General features: G+C 71.8%; 13 protein-coding genes. 2 read left to right on the forward strand and 11 right to left on the reverse strand.

All coding sequences use genetic code 11. The annotated features are described in order from the left end of the window. Window positions 1-16: 16 nt before the first annotated feature. The 4 genes from N5I75_RS00320 to N5I75_RS00335 all read right to left on the reverse strand — a co-directional run bounded on the left by N5I75_RS00320 (window position 17) and on the right by N5I75_RS00335 (window position 7,886). A complete protein-coding gene (locus tag N5I75_RS00320) occupies window positions 17-1,957 on the reverse strand; it encodes an acyl-CoA dehydrogenase family protein (protein WP_476673032.1) in 1,941 nt (646 codons plus the stop codon). A 165-nt stretch (window positions 1,958-2,122) separates the two neighbouring features. Further along, on the reverse strand, window positions 2,123-3,571 hold the full coding sequence (locus tag N5I75_RS00325) for an aldehyde dehydrogenase family protein (RefSeq protein WP_476673034.1): 1,449 nt from the start codon (window positions 3,569-3,571) through the stop codon (window positions 2,123-2,125). A 405-nt stretch (window positions 3,572-3,976) separates the two neighbouring features. Continuing rightward, window positions 3,977-5,617, reverse strand: a complete 1,641-nt coding sequence (locus tag N5I75_RS00330; RefSeq protein ID WP_476673036.1) for a PucR family transcriptional regulator — start codon at window positions 5,615-5,617, stop codon at window positions 3,977-3,979. Between the two features lie 145 nt (window positions 5,618-5,762). Then, a complete protein-coding gene (locus N5I75_RS00335) occupies window positions 5,763-7,886 on the reverse strand; it encodes a type IV secretory system conjugative DNA transfer family protein (RefSeq protein ID WP_476673038.1) in 2,124 nt (707 codons plus the stop codon). A 283-nt stretch (window positions 7,887-8,169) separates the two neighbouring features. Here N5I75_RS00335 and gabT point away from each other — a divergent pair, with 283 nt between their 5' ends. Together gabT and N5I75_RS00345 are read left to right on the forward strand one after the other, a co-directional pair. After that, on the forward strand, window positions 8,170-9,504 hold the full coding sequence (gabT, locus tag N5I75_RS00340; RefSeq protein ID WP_476673040.1) for a 4-aminobutyrate--2-oxoglutarate transaminase: 1,335 nt from the start codon (window positions 8,170-8,172) through the stop codon (window positions 9,502-9,504). Window positions 9,505-9,936: 432 nt separating this feature from the next. Continuing rightward, the gene (locus N5I75_RS00345) at window positions 9,937-10,482 is read left to right on the forward strand and encodes a phosphatase PAP2 family protein (protein WP_476673042.1); all 546 of its coding nucleotides are present in this window, start codon (window positions 9,937-9,939) and stop codon (window positions 10,480-10,482) included. Here the strand turns inward: N5I75_RS00345 and N5I75_RS00350 are convergent. From N5I75_RS00350 to N5I75_RS00380, 7 genes are all read right to left on the reverse strand, one after another. Then, window positions 10,436-12,268 (reverse strand): chitinase, encoded by a 1,833-nt coding sequence (locus tag N5I75_RS00350; protein ID WP_476673044.1) that lies wholly within the window; start codon window positions 12,266-12,268, stop codon window positions 10,436-10,438. The two genes, N5I75_RS00345 and N5I75_RS00350, sit on opposite strands and share 47 nt — an antisense overlap. 84 nt (window positions 12,269-12,352) lie before the next feature. After that, a complete protein-coding gene (locus tag N5I75_RS00355) occupies window positions 12,353-12,829 on the reverse strand; it encodes a hypothetical protein (protein ID WP_476673046.1) in 477 nt (158 codons plus the stop codon). Between the two features lie 193 nt (window positions 12,830-13,022). Continuing rightward, window positions 13,023-14,441: an NAD(P)/FAD-dependent oxidoreductase gene (locus N5I75_RS00360; protein WP_476673048.1), complete on the reverse strand. Its 1,419-nt coding sequence runs from the start codon at window positions 14,439-14,441 to the stop codon at window positions 13,023-13,025. Between the two features lie 30 nt (window positions 14,442-14,471). Beyond that, window positions 14,472-15,263: an ABC transporter permease gene (locus N5I75_RS00365; RefSeq protein ID WP_476673050.1), complete on the reverse strand. Its 792-nt coding sequence runs from the start codon at window positions 15,261-15,263 to the stop codon at window positions 14,472-14,474. Further along, window positions 15,263-16,189 (reverse strand): ABC transporter permease, encoded by a 927-nt coding sequence (locus N5I75_RS00370; protein ID WP_476673052.1) that lies wholly within the window; start codon window positions 16,187-16,189, stop codon window positions 15,263-15,265. Before N5I75_RS00370 ends, N5I75_RS00365 begins: the two co-directional genes overlap by 1 nt. Next, window positions 16,186-17,343 (reverse strand): ABC transporter ATP-binding protein, encoded by a 1,158-nt coding sequence (locus N5I75_RS00375; protein ID WP_476673054.1) that lies wholly within the window; start codon window positions 17,341-17,343, stop codon window positions 16,186-16,188. The genes N5I75_RS00370 and N5I75_RS00375 overlap by 4 nt, the downstream gene beginning before the upstream one ends. 54 nt (window positions 17,344-17,397) lie before the next feature. After that, complete coding sequence (locus N5I75_RS00380; RefSeq protein WP_476673056.1) at window positions 17,398-18,657, reverse strand: polyamine ABC transporter substrate-binding protein; 1,260 nt, start codon at window positions 18,655-18,657, stop codon at window positions 17,398-17,400. Between the last annotated feature and the right edge of the window lie 44 nt (window positions 18,658-18,701).

The raw sequence follows: 18,701 nt of genomic DNA on the forward strand, positions 1-18,701 counted from the left end.
CGCGGGCCCCGTCGCGTCAGCGGATCGGGCGGTGGACGTTCTCCCGTTTCGACTCGCCGGGGGTCGCGTCCGCGATCCACGGGCCCTCGCCGCTCGGGTCGACGACGCCGTTCTCCAGCCAGGTGTACGTGCCGCCGAGGACGCCCTTGACGACCTTGCGGTCCAGGTCGTCGGTGTTGGTCCACAGGCGTTCGAAGAGTTCGTCGGCGCGGATGCGGGCCTGGCGGCAGAAGGCGTCGGCGAGCTGGTAGGCCTCGCGGCCGTGGGGCTCGGTGGTGCGCAGGAGCTCGGCGCGGACGCAGGCGGCGCTCATGGCGAACAGTTCGGCGCCGATGTCGACGATCCGGCCGAGGAAGCCCTGCTTGGTCTCCATGCGGCCCTGCCAGCGGGACATGGCGTAGAAGGTGGAGCGGGCGAGCTTGCGGGCGGAGCGTTCGACGTAGCGCAGGTGGGTGGAGAGGTCCGGGTGGCCCTCCGGGTGGAACTCGGCGTAGGAGCGCGGGAGTTGGCCAGGCCCCGCGACGAGCTTCGGCAGCCACTTGGCGTAGAAGCCGCCCGCCTTCGCGCCCGCCTTCGCCTTGTCCGTGAGGGACTTCTCCGGGTCGATGAGGTCACCGGCGACGGAGAGGTGTGCGTCGACGGCCTCGCGGGCGATCAGCAGGTGCATGATCTCCGTCGAGCCCTCGAAGATGCGGTTGATGCGCAGGTCGCGCAGGACCTGCTCGGCGGGGACGGCGCGTTCGCCGCGCGCCGCGAGGGACTCGGCGGTCTCGAAGCCGCGGCCGCCGCGGATCTGGACGAGTTCGTCGGCCATCAGGCAGGCCATCTCGGAGCCGTACAGCTTGGCGAGGGCGGCCTCGATGCGGATGTCGTTGCGGTCCTCGTCGGCCATCTGGGAGGAGAGGTCGAGGACCGCCTCCAGGGCGAAGGTGGTGGCGGCGATGAAGGAGATCTTCGCGCCGACCGCCTCGTGGAACGCGACCGGTTTGCCCCACTGCTCGCGCGCCGCCGACCATTCGCGGGCGATCTTCAGACACCACTTCCCCGCGCCGACGCACATCGCGGGCAGCGACAGGCGCCCGGTGTTGAGCGTGGTCAGGGCGATCTTCAGCCCGGCGCCCTCGGGCCCTATCCGGTTGGCGGCGGGGACCCGTACCCGATGGAAGCGGGTGACGCCGTTCTCCAGGCCCCGCAGCCCCATGAAGGCGTTGCGGTTCTCGACGGTGATGCCCTCGTCGGCGGCCTCGACGACGAAGGCGGTGATGCCGCCCCGGTGCCCCTCGGACTTCGGGACACGGGCCATGACGACGAGGAGGTCCGCGACCACCCCGTTGGTCGTCCACAGCTTGACCCCGTCGAGGACGTAGTCGTCGCCGTCGGGCACGGCGGTGGTGGCGAGGCGCGCGGGGTCGGAGCCGACGTCCGGCTCGGTCAGCAGGAACGCGCTGATGTCCGTGCGGGCGCACCGCGGCAGGAACGCGTCCTTCTGCTCCTGGGTGCCGAACATCTTCAGCGGCTGCGGTACGCCGATCGACTGATGCGCCGAGAGCAGTGCTCCGATGGCGGGGCTGGCCGAGCCGACCAGGGCGAGCGCCTTGTTGTAGTACACCTGCGTCAGGCCGAGACCGCCGTACTGCGGGTCGATCTTCATGCCGAACGCGCCGAGCTCCTTGAGCCCGTTGACCGTCTCGTCCGGGATCTGCGCCTCGCGCTCGATGCGGGCCGCGTCGATCTTCGTCTCGCAGAAGTCGTGCAACTGGGCGAGGAACGCCTCGCCGCGCCGCGCGTCCTCGTCGGGGGGCATCGGGTGCGGATGGACGAGGTCGAGCCGGAACCGGCCGAGGAACAGCTCCTTGGCGAAGCTGGGCTTGCGCCAGTCCTGCTCGCGGGCGGCCTCGGCGACCTGCCGCGCCTCCCGTTCGGAGACCTTGGCCCGGGGCTGTGGTGTTGCGGACATGAGGTTCACCTCGCCGCGCGTCGGGGGCACCGGGCCGGTCCGTTACCGGCTGGTGCTACTGGATCGTATGTACCCGATCCGGGACAGGTCGGCCAGCCCTCGCGCGACGTCGAACGGCCCGAGCCCCGCGCAGTGGGCTCGGGCCGTCCGCCCTCGGACCCGTCCCTACAGGGCAAGCCCGGTCAGGACGAGGACCCGCTCGTACGTGTAGTCGTCCATCGCGTAGCGGACGCCCTCGCGGCCGACGCCGGACTGCTTGGCGCCGCCGTACGGCATCTGGTCGGCGCGGTAGGACGGGACGTCGCCGATGACGACGCCGCCGACCTCGAGGGCGCGGTGGGCGCGGAACGCGGCCTGGAGGTCGTGCGTGAACACGCCTGCCTGGAGGCCGTACTTGGAGTCGTTGACGGCGGCGAAGGCCGCGTCCTCCCCGTCCACCTTCCTGACGGTGAGGACCGGGCCGAAGACCTCCTCGCAGGAGATCGTCACGTTCTCCGGTACGTCGGCCAGGACGGTCGGCGCGTAGGTGGCGCCGTCGCGCTTGCCGCCCGCGAGGAGGGACGCGCCGGCGTCCACGGCCTCCCCGACCCACGTCTCCACGCGCTTGGCGGCGTCCTCGCTCACGAGCGGGCCCACGTCCGTGGCGTCGTCGGCCGGGTCGCCGGTGACCTGCGCCTCGACGGCGGCGACGATCTTCGGGAGCAGGCGGTCGTACACGGCGGCGTCCGCGATGACCCGCTGCACGGAGATGCAGGACTGGCCGCCCTGGTAGTTGGAGAAGGTGGCGATGCGGCCCGCCGCCCAGTCCAGGTCGGCCTCGGAGGCGTAGTCGGCGAGGACGACCGCCGCGCCGTTGCCGCCCAGTTCGAGGGTGCAGTGCTTGCGCGGGACGCTGTCCATGATCGCGTAGCCGACGGGGCCCGAGCCGGTGAAGGAGATGACGGGGAGGCGCTCGTCCTGGACCAGGGCGGGCATCCGGTCGTTCGGGACGGGCAGCACCGACCAGGAGCCCGCGGGGAGGTCCGTCTCGGCCAGCAGTTCACCGAGGAGGAGGGAGGAGAGCGGGGTCGCCGGGGCGGGCTTGAGGATGATCGGGGCGCCGACCGCGAGGGCCGGGGCGACCTTGTGGGCGCTCAGGTTGAGCGGGAAGTTGAAGGGGGCGATGCCGAGGACGACGCCCTTGGGGATGCGGCGGGTCAGGGCGAGGCGGCCCGTGCCGCCCTGGTCGGTGTCGAGGCGCTGGGCGTCACCGCTGTTCCAGCGGCGGGCCTCCTCGGCGGCGAACCGGAACACGCTGACCGCACGGCCGACCTCGCCCCTGGCCCACTTGATCGGCTTGCCGTTCTCGGCGGAGATCAGCCGCGCGATGTCCTCCGTCCGCTCGCCGAGGCGGTCCGCGACGTGGTTCAGCGCCTTCGCGCGGACGTGGGCCGGGGTCGCGGCGAACTCCTCGCGGATCGCGTGCGCGGCGCTGACGGCCTCTTCCACCTGTGCCTCGGTCGGCACGCTGACCGTGCCGACGAGTCGCCCGTCGTAGGAGTTCGTGACGTCGAAGGCGGCGTCCCCGGTGGCCTGGCGGCCGGCGAGCCAGAAGGGGGTGTGGGCGGCGGTCATGTCTGATACCGGCCTTTCGCGAAGCGGGTGTTCGTTCGGGTTCACGTTAGGCGGGGCCGGGCGCGTGACGACTTGGCCGAGATGGAGCGCCGACCGCCCCCTCTTCGCCGGATCGGCCTAGGACCGCCGGTACGTCGCCGAGCGCGGCTGGGTGGTGGCTGGTCGCGCAGTTCCCCGCGCCCCTGGTGGCATGCGGCTTCGCCGCGCCTCCGCACCGGAGCGCGATCGGCTCGGACGCGGGGCCTGAGATGGCGCACGCAGTGCGCATCTCAGGGGCGCGGGGAACTGCGCGACCAGCCACGACGTGACCCGCGGTCGACAACGGGGGAATGCCGCACGCAGTGCGCATTCCAGGGGCGCGGGGAACTGCGCGACCAGCCACTGACGACCCGCACCCGACAAAGCTCAGATCCCGGTCGCCTTCAGCGCCAGCCACAGCTCCATCCGGACATCCGGGTCGTCCAGCGAGCGGCCCAGGATCTCCTCGACCCGGCGCATCCGGTACCGCAGCGTGTGGCGATGGACCCCGAGATCCGCAGCGGCCGCATCCCACTGCCCGTGCCGCGACAGCCACGCCCGCAGCGAGGCGACAAGATCCCCGCGCCCCGTCGCGTCATGGTCGCGGAGCGCCCGCAGCAACCCGTCCGCGAACGCCCGCACCGCGTCGTCCGCCAGCAAGGGCAACACCGACCCGGCGACCACGTCCTCGTGCTCGACAAGCACCCGCCCTCGCCGTCGAGCGACCGACAACGCCTGTTCCGCCTGCTTGAACGCGGTCACCGCCGCGATCGGCCCGGCCGGCGCCGAGAACCCGATGACGAGCTCGTCCGCCGCGGAGCCATCCGCCCGGGTCGCCTCCAGCACCTCCGCGTACTGGACGCACGCCTCCGCCGCCGCACCCCCGTCGACGACGAGCAGCACACTCCGCCCCCCGTCGGGGACGACGAGCACGGCCTCACCCGCCCGCGCCGCCGCCGACTCCACGACGTCGGCCAGGACGGAGAGCGGGTCCCCGGACGCCCCGGTCATCGCCTCGCCGAGCAGCGACGCCATCCCCGGCGCCGCCGAGGCCTCCGTGGGCGCGGCCACCCCGTTCGGCGGCGGCGCCGTCGCCTCGGCCGCCACCATCCGGAAGGGCGCGTCCAGCAGCGCCCCGTACAGATCCCCGGCGACGGCCCGCGCATGATCCGGCTCCCCCGCGAGCAGCATCCGAAGCACCGCCGCCCCGATCCGCTGCTCGGCCGCGTACAGCGCCCGCGAGCGTTCGGTGACGAGGGTGAGCAGGGCGATCGCGGAGTGCAGCGCGTACCGCTCGGCGGTGCCGAGGGCCGCGGCCGTGCCGACGGCGAGGGCGGCGCGGGCCCGCCGTCCGGTGCCGATGGAGTGCAGTTCGACGCGGTCGTCGGCGCCGCCCGCGACGACGGCGCTGGCGGGCGCGGGCCGCTCCCGGAGCCGTTCGACGTCGGCGGTGAGCCGGGCGGCACGGCGCCCCGCCCACTCGGGGGCGGTGGCGACGACGGCGCCGGACGCGTCGTAGAGCGCCGCCCACCCGTTCACCTGGCCCGCGAGCACGGCGAGCAGCCCCTCGGGGCCCTCGCTCAGCGCCTGCTTGGTCAGCTCGCGCTGGGCTGCGAACCCGGTGGTGACGGCCCGGTACTGATCGGCGGCGATGGCGGCGGAGACGGCTTTGCTGATGGCGATGAAGGGCGTGCGGGGCGGCACTTCGAGCAGCGGCAGGCCCTCTTCCCCGGCCGCCCGTACGAGTGCCTCGGGTACGGCGTCGTAATTGACGCCGACCGCGAAGCCGAGGCCGACGACGCCCGCGCCGGTCAGCCGTTTCACGTACCGCCGCATCGCCTCGGGGTCCTCGGCGTCCAGCTTCAGGGCGGTGATCAGCAGCAGCTCGCCGCCCTCCATGTAGGGGACGGGGTCGGCGAGTTCGCTCACGTGGGCCCAGCGGACGGGGGTGTCCAGATGGTCCTCGCCCGCGCGCACGGTGAGTTTGAGCGACGAGTGGTGGACGAGGGAGGCGAGCGTGGGCGGCATCGGGCCTTCAGGTGGTGTGCTGGAGCTACGTGGGGGGCACCGGGCGCGACGGACGCGACCTGTGAAGCTTTTGGCCGGTCCGTATGAACGACCGGTGCCGATTCTGCCTCACCGTACGTACCACACAGGGCCGCCCCCGGGGCAGTCAGTTCCGTAGCTCGACGAGCAGCGGGGGCGCGTGCTCGCCGCGCACGGTGGTGAGCGAGAGCACCGCGTGGCCCGGCGGGACGGCGTGCGCGAGGTCGGAGGCGGACCAGCGTTCGCGTTCGACCTGGCGGACGGTGACGGCGCGGGCGGTCGGCGCCCGCCCGGTGATCACCCGCCGCACGGCGTGCAGCGCCTTCCCCGCCGGGGTCTCGGCGATGATCTGCCGGTCGGTGACGTCGCGCGCCTCGGTCCACTCCTTGCCCCAGACCTCGGCGAAGTCCTGCCCGTCCCAGGGGGTGAGCCCGGACAGGGCCATGCGGCAGCCGACGGAGCCGAGCAGCGGGGAGCGCAGCGGGCGCGGCACGTCGTCGAGGGTGCGCAGGGTGAGGACGGCGCCCGCGTTGGCGGAGCGCAGCCGCTGGAGCCCCCGGACGGCCTGCGGGGTGACGACCCCGGTGGCGTCGTCGAGGACGAGGCAGGCGAAGAGGGAGCGGTCCTCGCGGACGGCGACGCTCGTCATGAACTGGGCGAGGATCAGCCGCGCGAGGACGCGGGAGGCGTCGGCGTGCCCGCGTTCGGGCAGGTCGATGCGGACCCGGACGGGGTGGTCGAGGGCGCGCAGCGAGAACGGGCGCGTGTTCCCCGAGGTGTCGAAGAACGGGGCGAAGGCCGGGCGGTCGAGCAGGGCGATCCGGTCCGCGAGGACGGCACCGACATCGCCCGGATGGGAGAGCTGCCGCTCGCGGGCGTCCAGCTCGCGGAGCATCGCCTGGTGCCCCGCCTCGGTGAGCGCGGTGCGCAGCGCGCCGAGCGCGGCCGGCGACCCGTCGAGGAGCTGCCGCAGCTCGGGCACGGACGGGAAGCGGTCGTGGACCGCGTGGAAGGGGCCGAGGAGCTGGGCGAGGACGGTCGTGGAGCGGCGGCTGTCCCCGCCGGGGTGCGGGTCGGCGAGGTCGCCGACGAGCGCCTCGGCGAGCACGGCGGCGGCCTCGTCGGGGTCGGTGGTGCCGCCGTAGAGGTCGAGGTCGTAGACGGAGTCGGGCCGGCCGACGCGGACGACGACGTCGTAGGTGTCCGGCGAGCCGAGGCCCGTACCCGCCGCCCCGACGACGACCACGGCGGCCCGTCCGGCGAGCGCGCCCAGGCACAGCGACTCGGTGAGGGGCCAGACGACGCTGCCGGTCTTGCCCGCGCCGGGCGGGCCGACGGCGAGCAGGGAGGTGCCGAGCAGGTCGGGGCCGAGGGCGAGGCCGACGCCCCGGTACGCGTACGGGTTGCGGGCGTCGTCGGCGGCCGTGCCGATCCGGACCTGCGCGGTGGCGAGGTCGTGGCGGGCCGAGCGGGCGGGCAGGTCGCGGGTGCCCGAGGGATGCGGGCAGGCGGCGGCGCCGTCCCTGACGACGGCGGCGGCGAACGAGGCGAGGCTGTGCCGTCCGCGCTTCACGCCCTGCCAGGCGCGGGCGATGCGGGCGTGGTCGACGTCGCGCATGAGCCCGGCGCGCGCGTCGGCCCCGAGCCGTTCGGCGGCCTCGACGGCCCCGGCCTCGCGCAGCTGCGGCCACTGCGCCGGGTCCTCCTCGGGGGCGGGCGGGCGCTCCGCCTGTACGGGCACGGCCCGGCGCCAGGCGGGCCAGCCGAAGCGCCGCCAGACCTCGCCCCACCGGCCGAGGCGGCCCACCGCGACGGCGATGCCGACCGCGAACACCCCGTAGTAGAGGTAGACGACGATCACCGAGGTGAACGAGTGCGGGTCGACCCAGGAGTCCGGGATCATCGCGTAGAGCGGAAGGAGCCACCAGCCGCCCAGGTAGCCGTTCCACAGCAGCGACCACACCAGCCAGCCCACCAGGAACGCGATGAGGGCGCCGCTGAGGAGCTGCCGGGTCGGGGTCCGCTCGGGCTCCTGCGCCGCGCGCGGCCGGTGCCCGAACCGCCACACGCCGGGCGCGGCGGCGGGCCGCGGTGTGCGCAGCCAGGTCAGGAAGGTGGCGCCCGCGGAGGACGGCTGGGCGGCCTGCTCCCCCGGTGCGTGGGCGGGGCGCGGCGGCGGTACCGCGCCGCCGGGGGGAAGCCCGTGCTCCCCGGCGACGCCGTCCGTGCCCTGCGTGCCCTCGCTGTTCATGGCCTTGCCCCCTGACCTGCCGGTCCGTCTGTGCTCCGCGCGTGAATCCGGGCTCAATCTAGTGCCCGTGCCTGGGGAGTTCACTGTTTGAGCGCCTCACCGGGTTCCGCGCGCCGCCCCGGGTATGTGTCCAAGGCGGACAACACCCCCGCGCAATCTCACCCCGATGGAGCAAGACCCCCTCCTCATCCCGCACCTAACCTGCGGAGAAACCCCCGAACCCGCCAGATCCGGAGACAGGACCAGATCCTGCATCAGGACCAGCCAGAACCAGGAGCCCCGCATGAGCGACATCCCGCAGGAGCGCCGCGTCGTCACCGCCATCCCCGGCCCGAAGTCGCAGGAGCTGCAGGCCCGCCGCGTGGCGGCCGTCGCCGCCGGCGTGGGCTCCACGCTGCCCGTGTTCACCGCGAAGGTGGACCGCGGCATCATCGAGGACGTCGACGGCAACCGTCTGATCGACTTCGGCTCCGGCATCGCGGTCACCTCGGTCGGCGCCAGCGCCGAGGCGGTCGTGCGCCGGGCCTCGGCCCAGCTCCAGGACTTCACCCACACCTGTTTCATGGTCACGCCGTACGAGGGCTACGTGGCCGTCGCCGAGGCGCTCGCCGAGCTGACCCCGGGCGACCACGCCAAGAAGTCGGCGCTGTTCAACTCGGGCGCCGAGGCCGTCGAGAACGCGGTGAAGATCGCCCGTGCCTACACCAAGCGCCAGGCGGTCGTCGTCTTCGACCACGGCTACCACGGCCGCACCAACCTGACGATGGCGCTGACCGCGAAGAACATGCCGTACAAGCACGGCTTCGGCCCGTTCGCGCCCGAGGTCTACCGCGTGCCCGTGGCGTACGGCTACCGGTGGCCGACCGGCGCCGAGAACGCCGGCCCCGAGGCCGCCGCCCAGGCCATGGACCAGATCTCCAAGCAGGTCGGCGCGGAGAACGTCGCCGCGATCATCATCGAGCCGGTGCTCGGCGAGGGCGGCTTCATCGAGCCGGCCAAGGGCTTCCTGCCCGCGATCCGGCAGTACGCCGCCGACCACGGCATCGTCTTCGTCGCCGACGAGATCCAGTCCGGCTTCTGCCGCACGGGCCAGTGGTTCGCCTGTGAGGACGAGGGCATCGTCCCCGACCTGATCACCACCGCCAAGGGCATCGCGGGCGGTCTGCCGCTCGCCGCCGTGACGGGCCGCGCCGAGATCATGGACGCCGCGCACGCGGGCGGCCTCGGCGGCACCTACGGCGGAAACCCGGTGGCGTGCGCGGGTGCGCTCGGTGCCATCGAGACGATGAAGGAGCTCGACCTCAACGCCCGCGCGAAGGAGATCGAGCAGACGATGAAGGCGCGCCTGTCGTCCATGGCGGAGAAGTTCTCCGTCATCGGCGACGTGCGCGGACGCGGCGGGATGATCGCCATCGAACTGGTGAAGGACCCGGCCACCAAGGAGCCGCACCCGGAGGCGACGGCGGCGCTCGCCAAGGCCTGCCACGCCGAGGGCCTCCTCGTCCTCACCTGCGGCACCTACGGCAACGTCCTGCGCTTCCTGCCCCCGCTGGTGATCGGCCAGGACCTCCTGAACGAGGGTCTCGACATCATCGAGGCCGCGCTCGCCGCGCTCTGACCCCGGACCGCCGGTGCGCGCCCGTCGCACCGGCGTCCATTCCGTGCGGCCCGGCGAGTGTCGGGCCATGTGAAGAAGGTGTGGGGGGCCGATGGCAGATCGGCCAAGCCGCTGTCGCGTCCCCCGTCCCCTGCCGTACGGTTTCTGCAGATGAGAGAAACACCCCGCCCACAGGGGACTGTGGGCGAAACCGGGTCGGAGCCTCCCCAGCCCCGCCCTGGTCGTGCCCTCGCGCACACACCCGGAGCTTCCGGCTCCGGAACTCCTCACCGATCGGACGGTCGCCCGCCCCAAACCCCCCGGGGCGCGCGGCACACCGGTCAGTTCGGCCGGCCCGGAACCACCCCCCCTGTTCCGGGCCGGCCGACCGTTTTCCTCCTTCCGGCGCTCTGCGCGCTGCTCGCCTTCGCCGCGCTCGCCTGGCAGGTCGCTGTGGACGGCCCGCTCCTCTCCCCCGACGAGCGGCTCGGCGACGCCCTCCGCACGAGCGGCATCCCCGCCGGCCCGGCCGAACTCTTCGCCGACCTCGGCAATCCGTCCGTGGCGCTGCCGGTCCTCGCCCTGACCCTCGCGTACGTCACCTGGCGTGTGCGGCGCTTCGTCCCCGTACTCGCGGCGCTCGTCACCATGGCGCTGGTCCCGGCCCTGGTCGCCCCGCTCCAGTCCTGGCTCGCCCGCCCCGGGCCGCCGCCGATGGCCCCGGAGACCGGGTTCTTCCCGTCGGGTCACACGGCGACGGCGGCGGTCGCGTACGGGCTCTGCGTCCTGCTGCTGCGCGAGGCGCACCCAGGACGCGCGGCGGCCCACGGCTGCGTCCTGGTGAACGCGGCCGTGGGCCTCGGGCTCGTCCGGCAGGGGTATCACTGGCCGGTCGACGTGGTGGGGAGCTGGTGTCTGGCGGTGGTGCTGCTGACCGCCGCCGGATACGTGATCAGCCGAAGTAGGCGTCGAAGTTCTTCTGGAACTCCCAGTTGTTGAAGCGGTCCCAGTTGACCGACCACGTCATCAGGCCGCGCAGCGCGGGCCAGGTGCCGTGGGTGGTGTAGGAGCCGCAGTCGGTCTTCTTGGTGAGGCAGTTGAGCGCCTTCCTCGTCTCGGCCGGGGAGACGTAGCCGTTGCCCGCGTTGGTCGAGGCGGGCATGCCGATGGCGATCTGGTCGGGGCGAAGCGGCGGGAAGACGTTGTTCGCGTCACCGGCGACCGGGAAGCCCGTGAGGAGCATGTCGGTCATGGCGATGTGGAAGTCGGCGCCGCCCATGGAGTGGTACTGGTTGTCGAGGCCCATGATCGGGCCCGAGTTGTAGTCCTGGACGTGCAGCAGCGTCAGGTCGTCGCGCAGGGCGTGGATGACCGGGAGGTAGGCGCCGCAGCGCGGGTCCTGGCCGCCCCACTTGCCGCTGCCGTAGAACTGGTAGCCGTTCTGCACGAAGAACGTCTCCGGGGCCATCGACAGCACGAACTTGGCTCCGTACTTGGCCTTGAGGGTCTTGAGCGCGGAGATCAGGTTGACGACGACCGGGGTGGTCGGGTTCTTGAAGTCCGTGTCGCCGGTGTTCAGGGAGAGGGAGTGGCCCTCGAAGTCGACGTCGAGGCCGTCGAGCCCCCACTGGTCGATGATCTTCGAGACGGAGGAGACGAAGACGTCGCGGGCGGCGGTGGTGGTGAGCTGCACCTGGCCGTTCTGGCCGCCGATCGAGATGAGCACCTTCTTGCCCGCCGCCTGCTTGGCCTTGATCGCCGCCTTGAACTCGGCGTCCGACTCGACCGAGGGGCACTCGGTGACCGGGCAGCGGTTGAAGCGGATGTCGCCCGAGGTGGTGGAGGTGGGCTCGCCGAAGGCGAGGTCGATGACGTCCCAGCTGTCGGGGACGTCGGCGAGGCGGGTGTAGCCGGCGCCGTTGGCGAAGCTCGCGTGGAGGTAGCCGACCAGGGCGTGGGCGGGCAGGTCGGAGGAGCCGCCGCCGTTGTCCGAGCCCGGGGAGGTGGTCGCGGTGACCGTCGCGGACTTCGGGGACTCGCCCGCGTCGTTGACCGCCGCCACCTGGTAGCTGTAGGCGGTGGCGGGCGTGAGCCCGGTGACGGTCGTCGAGGTGCCGGTGACCGTGCGGGACTTGGTCCCGTTGGCGTAGAGCGCGTAGCTCGTCGCGCCCGGGACCGCGTTCCAGGACAGGGCGACGCTCGTCGAGGTCACCGCGCCGGTCTTGAGGCCGGTGGGCGCGGTCGGCGGGGTCGGGGCCTCCGTGCCGGGGCCGACGAGGCTGATGTCGTCGGCGTTGTAGGCCGGGGTGCCGTACCAGCCGTGCGTGTAGATCGTGACCTTCGTCGTCGACGGGCCGGTGCGGAACGTCGTGGTCAGCTTCTGCCAGTCGGGGGCGGAGGCCGTCCACGTCGACACGTCGGTGGTGCCGGTGCCGCTCGCGCCGAGGTAGACGTAGCTGCCCCGGACATAGCCGGACAGGGTGTAGGCCGAGTCCGGCTTGACGTTGACGGTCTGCGCGCACTGGGCGTTGTCGGCGGCGGTCGGGGTGGCGCGCAGGGACGCGGTCCCCGTCCGCACGGGTGAGGTGACGGCGGCACCGGTGTTCGCCGAGCAGCTCCAGCCGTCGAGCGACGACTCGAAGCCGCCGTTCCTGGCGAGATCGGCGTCGGCCGCGCGGGCCGAGGTGGCGGACAGCGCGGTGAGGCCGGTCGCGGCGAGCGCGGTGGCCGTGAAGGCGGTGAGCACGCGTCTGCGGATACGGGTGCCGGGTCTGGGTCGGTCCATGGGGGCCTCCGGGGCGGGGCGGGGCGGAGCGAGGTGCGCTCAACTTGGTCCAGACCAATTTGGTTGTCAAGGGTTTGCGCGGCTCTACTCCCCGAAGCCCTGCTCCTCCGCCTCCTGCGCGCGTTGGGCGGCGGCCTCGTGCATCGCGAGTTCGAGGAGCCCCGGATCGTTGAGCGTGCCGGAGCCGTCCGGCGCCACCACCCAGCGGACGCCGCCGACGGTGCGGCCCGGGTACGGCACGACGATCCAGGTGCCGAGCCCGGCGCCGCGCACCCCGGTGCCGAGCCACCGGGCCACGGTCCCGGCGGGCACGAAGAAGCCCATCCGGGCGTCGCCGAAGTCCGCGAGCACCGGCCCCGTCCGGTCGACGACGCGGCTCAGCACATCGAGCGTGGACGTGCCGAGGTCACCCGGCAGAATCAGCACGTCCCACTGCTTTCCGGCGGGCAGCAGCGCCACCCCGAGCGGATTGCGCTCCCACTCCTCCCGGCACGCCACCGGATCGGGCGCCACCCCCACGAGCCACTCGACCGCCGCGACAGCCCTGGACGACCCAGCCATACGAAGCCTCCCTCTCAAGTCCGCCCTCCACTCCTGCGCGGAGGCGCACGAGGGAGAGGGCCGAGAGGGGCCGGGCATTACGCGGCTCAGGGCAACTAATTTCTCGCGGGCCAATTTCTTGCGGGCCGGCAGAAGCGCCGCTCAGGGGCGCGGGGAACTGCGCGACCAGCCACGACGGCGCCGCGGCCGCGACTCAGCTGTCGAAGCCCAGGCCCAGCCTGTCCATCGCGCGCAGCCAGAGATTGCGGCGGCCCCCGTGGTCGTCGGCCCGCGCCAGGGCCCATTTCGTCAGGGCGATCCCCGTATAGGCGAAAGGCTCCGGAGGAAACGGCAGCGGCTTGGAGCGGACCATCTCCAACGCGGTGCGCTCCGTCCGCTCCCCCGACAGCAGATCGAGCATCACATCCGCCCCGAACCGTGTCGCGCCGACGCCGAGCCCGGTGTACCCGGCGGCGTACGCGACCCGCCCGCCGTGCGCGGTGCCGAAGAACGCCGAGAAGCGGGAGCACGTGTCGATGGCGCCGCCCCACGCGTGCGTGAACCGCACCCCCTCCAGCTGCGGGAAGCAGGTGAAGAAGTGCTCGGCGAGGAGCGTGTACGTCTCGGGCCGGTGGTCGTGCTCGGCCCGGACCCGGCCCCCGTACGGGTAGATCGCGTCGTAGCCGCCCCAGAGGACGCGGTTGTCCGCCGTCAGCCGGAAGTAGTGGAACTGGTTGGCGGAGTCGCCGAGGCCCTGGCGGTTCTTCCAGCCGATGGACTCCAGCTGGGCACCGGTGAGGGGCTCGGTCGTCAGCGCGTAGTCGTACACCGGGACCGTGTACGCGCGCACCCGCTTGACCAGCGACGGGAAGACGTTCGTACCGAGGGCCGCGTGCCGGGCGAAGACCCGGCCGTACGGGGTGCGGACGGCCACACCGGTCGCGCGGGAGGCGAGTTGGACGGCCGGGGTGTGCTCGTAGATCCGGACGCCGAGGTCGAGGCAGGCCCGCTTCAGGCCCCACGCGAGCTTCGCCGGATGGAGCATGGCGACACCGTCGCGGTCGTACAGGGCGCCGAGGAACGTCGGGGACGCGACCTGCTCCCGTACCTGGTCGGCGTCGAGCAGTTCGAGGCCGTCGGCCAGACCGGCCTCGCTCAACTCCCCGTGAAAAGCACGCAGTTCGGTCATCTGGTGCGGCTGCGTCGCCACGTCCAGCTCGCCCGTGCGCTCGAAGTCGCAGTCGATGGAGTAGCGGGCGACCGCGTCCTCGATGGCGTCGAGGTTGGCGGCGCCGAGCTGCTCCAGCTTCTTGATCTCGCCGGGCCAGCGCGCGAGCCCGTTGGCCGTGCCGTGGGTGAGGGAGGCGGCGCAGAACCCGCCGTTGCGCCCGGAGGCGGCCCAGGCGATCTCCTTGGCCTCGACGAGGACCACGTCACGGCCGGGGTCGCGCTCCTTGGCGAGCAGCGCCGTCCACAGTCCGCTGTACCCGCCGCCGACGACAAGGAGGTCGCAGCGCTCGTCGCCGGTGAGGGCGGGGCGCGCCTCGGGCCTGCCGGGGTCGTCCAGCCAGTACGGGACGGGCTTGGCGTCGGCGAGCGACGCGGTCCAGCGATTCATGGCGCGTGCGGCCATGATTCCAACTCCCTCGAAACTCAGTCGTATCTAGTGCGCTGTTTTGTTCTTCCGCCTGCCGACCATCATTCCGGCAAGGACGCATGCCACGGCGACGAGGAACATCGCCGTACCGATGACATTGATCTGTACGGGCGTTCCGCGCTGCGCCGAACCCCATACGAACATGGGGAACGTCACGGTCGAGCCCGCGTTGAAATTGGTGATGATGAAATCGTCGAAGGAGAGCGCGAAGGCGAGCAGCGCGCCCGCCGCGATTCCCGGCGCCGCGATCGGCAGGGTGACGCGGAGGAAGGTCTGGACGGGGCCCGCGTACAAGTCCTGCGCGGCCTGCTCCAGGCGCGGGTCCATCGACATGACGCGCGCCTTCACCGCCGTCACGACGAAGCTGAGGCAGAACATGATGTGGGCGATGAGGATGGTCCAGAAGCCCAGCTGGGCGCCCATGTTGAGGAAGAGTGTGAGCAGCGAGGCCGCCATCACGACCTCGGGCATCGCCATCGGCAGGAAGATCAGCGAGTTGACCGCGCCCCGCGCCCGGAACCGGTAGCGGACGAGCGCGAAGGCGATCATCGTGCCGAGGACGGTCGCGCCGATGGTCGCCCAGACGGCGATCTGGAGGCTGAGCGAGAGCGAACCGCACATGTCGGCGACGCCGCACGGATTCTTCCAGGCGTCGAGCGAGAACTGCTGCCATGCGTAATTGAAGCGGCCTTTGGGTTTGTTGAAGGAGAAGACCGTGACGATGACGTTCGGGAGGAGGAGATAGGCGAGCGTGATGAGGCCCGCTATCACCACGAGATTTCTCCGGAGCCAGCGCATCAGACGAGGTCCTCCGTTCCGGCCCGGCGAATGTAGAAGGTGACCATGAGGAGGATGGCCGCCATGAGGATGAAGGAGAGGGCGGCGGCGGTCGGGTAGTCGAGGATGCGCAGGAACTGCGTCTGGATGACGTTGCCGACCATGCGGGTGTCGGTGGAGCCGAGCAGGTCCGCGTTGACGTAGTCGCCGGCCGCCGGGATGAAGGTGAGCAGCGTGCCGGAGACGACGCCCGGCATCGACAGCGGGAAGGTCACCTTGCGGAAGGTGGTCGCGGGCGAGGCGTAGAGGTCACCGGCGGCCTCGTGCAGCCGCCCGTCGATGCGCTCAAGCGACGTGTAGAGCGGGAGGATCATGAAGGGGAGGAAGTTGTAGGTGAGGCCGCACACCACCGCGAGCGGTGTGGCGAGCACCCGGTCCCCCTCGGTCATCCCGAGCCAGGTCGTGACGTCGAGCAGATGGAGGCTGTTGAGGGCGCCGACGACCGGCCCGCCGTCCGCGAGGATCGTCTTCCAGGCGAGCGTACGGATGAGGAAACTGGTGAAGAACGGCGCGATGACCAGGACGAGGACGACGTTGCGCCAGCGGCCCGCGCGGAACGCGATCAGGTAGGCGAGCGGATAGCCGAGCAGCAGGCACAGGAGCGTGGCGCAGCCCGCGTACAGGACCGAGCGCAGGAACTGCGGGTAGTAGTCGGAGAGCGCGTCCCAGTACGTGGCGAAGTGCCAGGTGACCTTGAAGCCGTCCTCCAGGGAGCCCTCCTGTACGGAGGTGGAGGCCTGGTAGACCATCGGCAGGGCGAAGAAGACGACCAGCCAGAGGATGCCGGGCAGCAGCAGCCAGTACGGGACGAGGCGGCCGCGCCGCCGGGGCTTGCGCGGGGTCTCGGTGGGCGCCGGGGGCGCGTCGGTGATCGCACTCGTGCTCATGCGGCGGTCTCCTCCGCGACCTTCTCCACGCCCGCCCCGGCATCCTGACCCGCGTCGAGCCCGAACGTGTGCGCCGGGTTCCAGTGCAGGACGACCTCGGCGCCGGGCACCAGACGGGGATCGCGCTCGATGTTCTGGGCGTAGACCTCGAAGGCGTCGCAGAGCGGGCTGTCGACGACGTACTGCGTGGAGACGCCGATGAAACTGGAGTCCGCGATGCGGCCGGTGATGCGGTTGCGGCCGTCGGGGACGGTGCCCGCGTCGTCGGCGTGGGTCAGCGAGATCTTCTCGGGCCGTACGCCGAGCAGCACCTTGCCGCCTGTCGTCGTGGCGGCGGAACAGCGCGCGACGGGCAGGACGAGCTTGCCGTCGCCCGCCTTCAGCGTGAGGTCGTCACCCGCGCGGCCCGCGATCTCGGCCTCGATGAAGTTCGAGGTGCCGAGGAAGTTGGCGACGAAGGTGGAGGCCGGGTTCTCGTAGAGGTCGGTCGGGGCGCCGAGCTGCTCGACGCGGCCCTGGTTCATCACGGCGACCGTGTCGGCCATCGTCATGGCCTCCTCCTGGTCGTGCGTGACGTGGATGAAGGTGATGCCGACCTCGGTCTGGATCCGCTTGAGCTCCAGCTGCATCTGGCGGCGCAGCTTGAGGTCCAGGGCGCCGAGCGGCTCGTCGAGCAGGAGCACCTTGGGGTGGTTGATGAGGGCGCGGGCCACGGCGACGCGCTGCTGCTGGCCGCCGGAGAGCTGCTGCGGCTTCTTGCGGATGTGCTCGCCGAGCTGCACCAGGTCGAGCATCTCCTCGACCTGCTTCTTCACCGACTTGATGCCGCGCCGGCGCAGGCCGAAGGCGACGTTCTCGAAGATGTCCAGGTGCGGGAAGAGCGCGTAGGACTGGAAGACGGTGTTCACCGGGCGCTTGTAGGGCGGAAGGCCGGTGACGTCCTGGTCGCCGAGGTGAACCGTTCCCGTGGTCGGTTCCTCCAGGCCCGCGATCATGCGCAGGGTGGTCGTCTTGCCGCATCCCGAGGCGCCGAGCAGCGCGAAGAACGAGCCCTGCGGCACGGTGAGGTCCAGCGGCCGGACGGCGGTGAACCCGTTGTCGTACGTCTTGCTGATCCCGGTGAGACGGACGTCGCCGCCGTGGTCGGTCGTCATGGTGAGTCCAAGGAGGTCTGAGGGCTTGGGCGATGTAGGGGGCTGCCGTTCGGCTCAGCCGCCGGTGAGCTGGGCGAACTTCTCCTCGTACGCCGTCTCTTCCTTCGCGGTCAGCGAGCGGAAGCTGTGCGCCTTGGCCGACATCTCCTTGTCGGGGACGATGAGCGGGTCGTTGGCCACGTCCTTGTCGATCTTGAGGAGTTCCGGCTTGACGACGGCGCTGTCGAGCGGCGTGACGTAGTTGATCCAGGCGGCGAGTTCGGCGCCGACGGCGGGCTCGTAGTAGTAGTCCATGAGCTTCTCGGCGTTGGTTTTGTGCCGCGCCTTGTTCGGGACCAGCATGTTGTCGGTCGACGAGATGTAACCGGCGTCCGGGATCGCGAACTGGACGTGCGGGTTGTCCGCCTGGAGCTGCACCACGTCGCCCGCCCAGGCGAGACAGGCCGCCAGGTCGCCCTTGCTGAGGTCGGCTATGTAGTCGTTGCCGGTGAAGCGGCGCACCTGTTTGCCGTCGACGGCCTTCTGGAGGCGGGCGATCGCCGCGTCGAAGTCGTCCGCTCCGAAGTCGGCGGGGTCCTTGCCGAGGTCGAGCAGGGTCATGCCGACGGTGTCGCGCATCTCGGAGAGCAGCCCGACCCGCCCCTTCAGCTTCGGGTCGTCCAGGAGCTGCGAGACCGACGTGACCTTCTTCCCGCCCGTGGCCTTCGTGTTGTACGCGATGACCGTCGCGATGCCCTGCCAGGGGTAGGAGTAGGCGCGGCCCGGGTCCCAGTCCGGGTTGCGGAACTGGCCGGCCAGGTTGGTGTACGCGTGCGGCAGGTGGGCCGGATCGAGCTTCTGCGCCCAGCCGAAGCGGATGAGGCGGGCGGCAAGCCAGTCGGTGAGGACGAGGATGTCGCGGCCGGTGTCCTGACCGGCGGCGAGCTGCGGCTTGATCTTGCCGAAGAACTCGACGTTGTCGTTGATGTCCTCGGTGTACTTGACCTTGATCCCGGTCCGCTTGGTGAACGCCTCCAGGCTGGGCCGGTGCTTCTCGTCGTCGCTCATGTCGATGTACTCGGTCCAGTTGGAGAAGGCGACCTCCTTCTCCTTCGCCGAGTGGTCCTCGGACGAGACACCGCCGCCCGACTTGCTCGCGGCGGGGATGCCGCAGGCGGTCAGCGCCCCGAGCCCGCCGACGGCGAGGGCGCCGCCCGCCGAGCCGCGCAGCAGGGAGCGGCGGGAGAGGGCCGCCCTCGCCCGGCTGTGGGCGAGACTTCGGCGGACAGCGGCCACCTGGGCCGGCGACAGGCGGTCGGGCTCGTACTGCTCCATGCGCGTGGTGCCTTTCGGGAGGCCCTTACGGGAGGTCTTCGTAT

This window comes from Streptomyces sp. R818, assembly GCF_056172735.1.

Coding starts and splice junctions, on each gene's coding strand:
- N5I75_RS00335 (WP_476673038.1), bottom strand. CDS start 7,886: ATGAACAGCGAGGGCACGCAGGGCACGGACGGCGTCGCCGGGGAGCAC.
- N5I75_RS00380 (WP_476673056.1), bottom strand. CDS start 18,657: ATGGAGCAGTACGAGCCCGACCGCCTGTCGCCGGCCCAGGTGGCCGCT.
- N5I75_RS00320 (WP_476673032.1), bottom strand. CDS start 1,957: ATGTCCGCAACACCACAGCCCCGGGCCAAGGTCTCCGAACGGGAGGCG.
- N5I75_RS00350 (WP_476673044.1), bottom strand. CDS start 12,268: ATGGACCGACCCAGACCCGGCACCCGTATCCGCAGACGCGTGCTCACC.
- N5I75_RS00360 (WP_476673048.1), bottom strand. CDS start 14,441: ATGGCCGCACGCGCCATGAATCGCTGGACCGCGTCGCTCGCCGACGCC.
- gabT (WP_476673040.1), top strand. CDS start 8,170: ATGAGCGACATCCCGCAGGAGCGCCGCGTCGTCACCGCCATCCCCGGC.
- N5I75_RS00355 (WP_476673046.1), bottom strand. CDS start 12,829: ATGGCTGGGTCGTCCAGGGCTGTCGCGGCGGTCGAGTGGCTCGTGGGG.
- N5I75_RS00365 (WP_476673050.1), bottom strand. CDS start 15,263: ATGCGCTGGCTCCGGAGAAATCTCGTGGTGATAGCGGGCCTCATCACG.
- N5I75_RS00375 (WP_476673054.1), bottom strand. CDS start 17,343: ATGACGACCGACCACGGCGGCGACGTCCGTCTCACCGGGATCAGCAAG.
- N5I75_RS00370 (WP_476673052.1), bottom strand. CDS start 16,189: ATGAGCACGAGTGCGATCACCGACGCGCCCCCGGCGCCCACCGAGACC.
- N5I75_RS00325 (WP_476673034.1), bottom strand. CDS start 3,571: ATGACCGCCGCCCACACCCCCTTCTGGCTCGCCGGCCGCCAGGCCACC.
- N5I75_RS00330 (WP_476673036.1), bottom strand. CDS start 5,617: ATGCCGCCCACGCTCGCCTCCCTCGTCCACCACTCGTCGCTCAAACTC.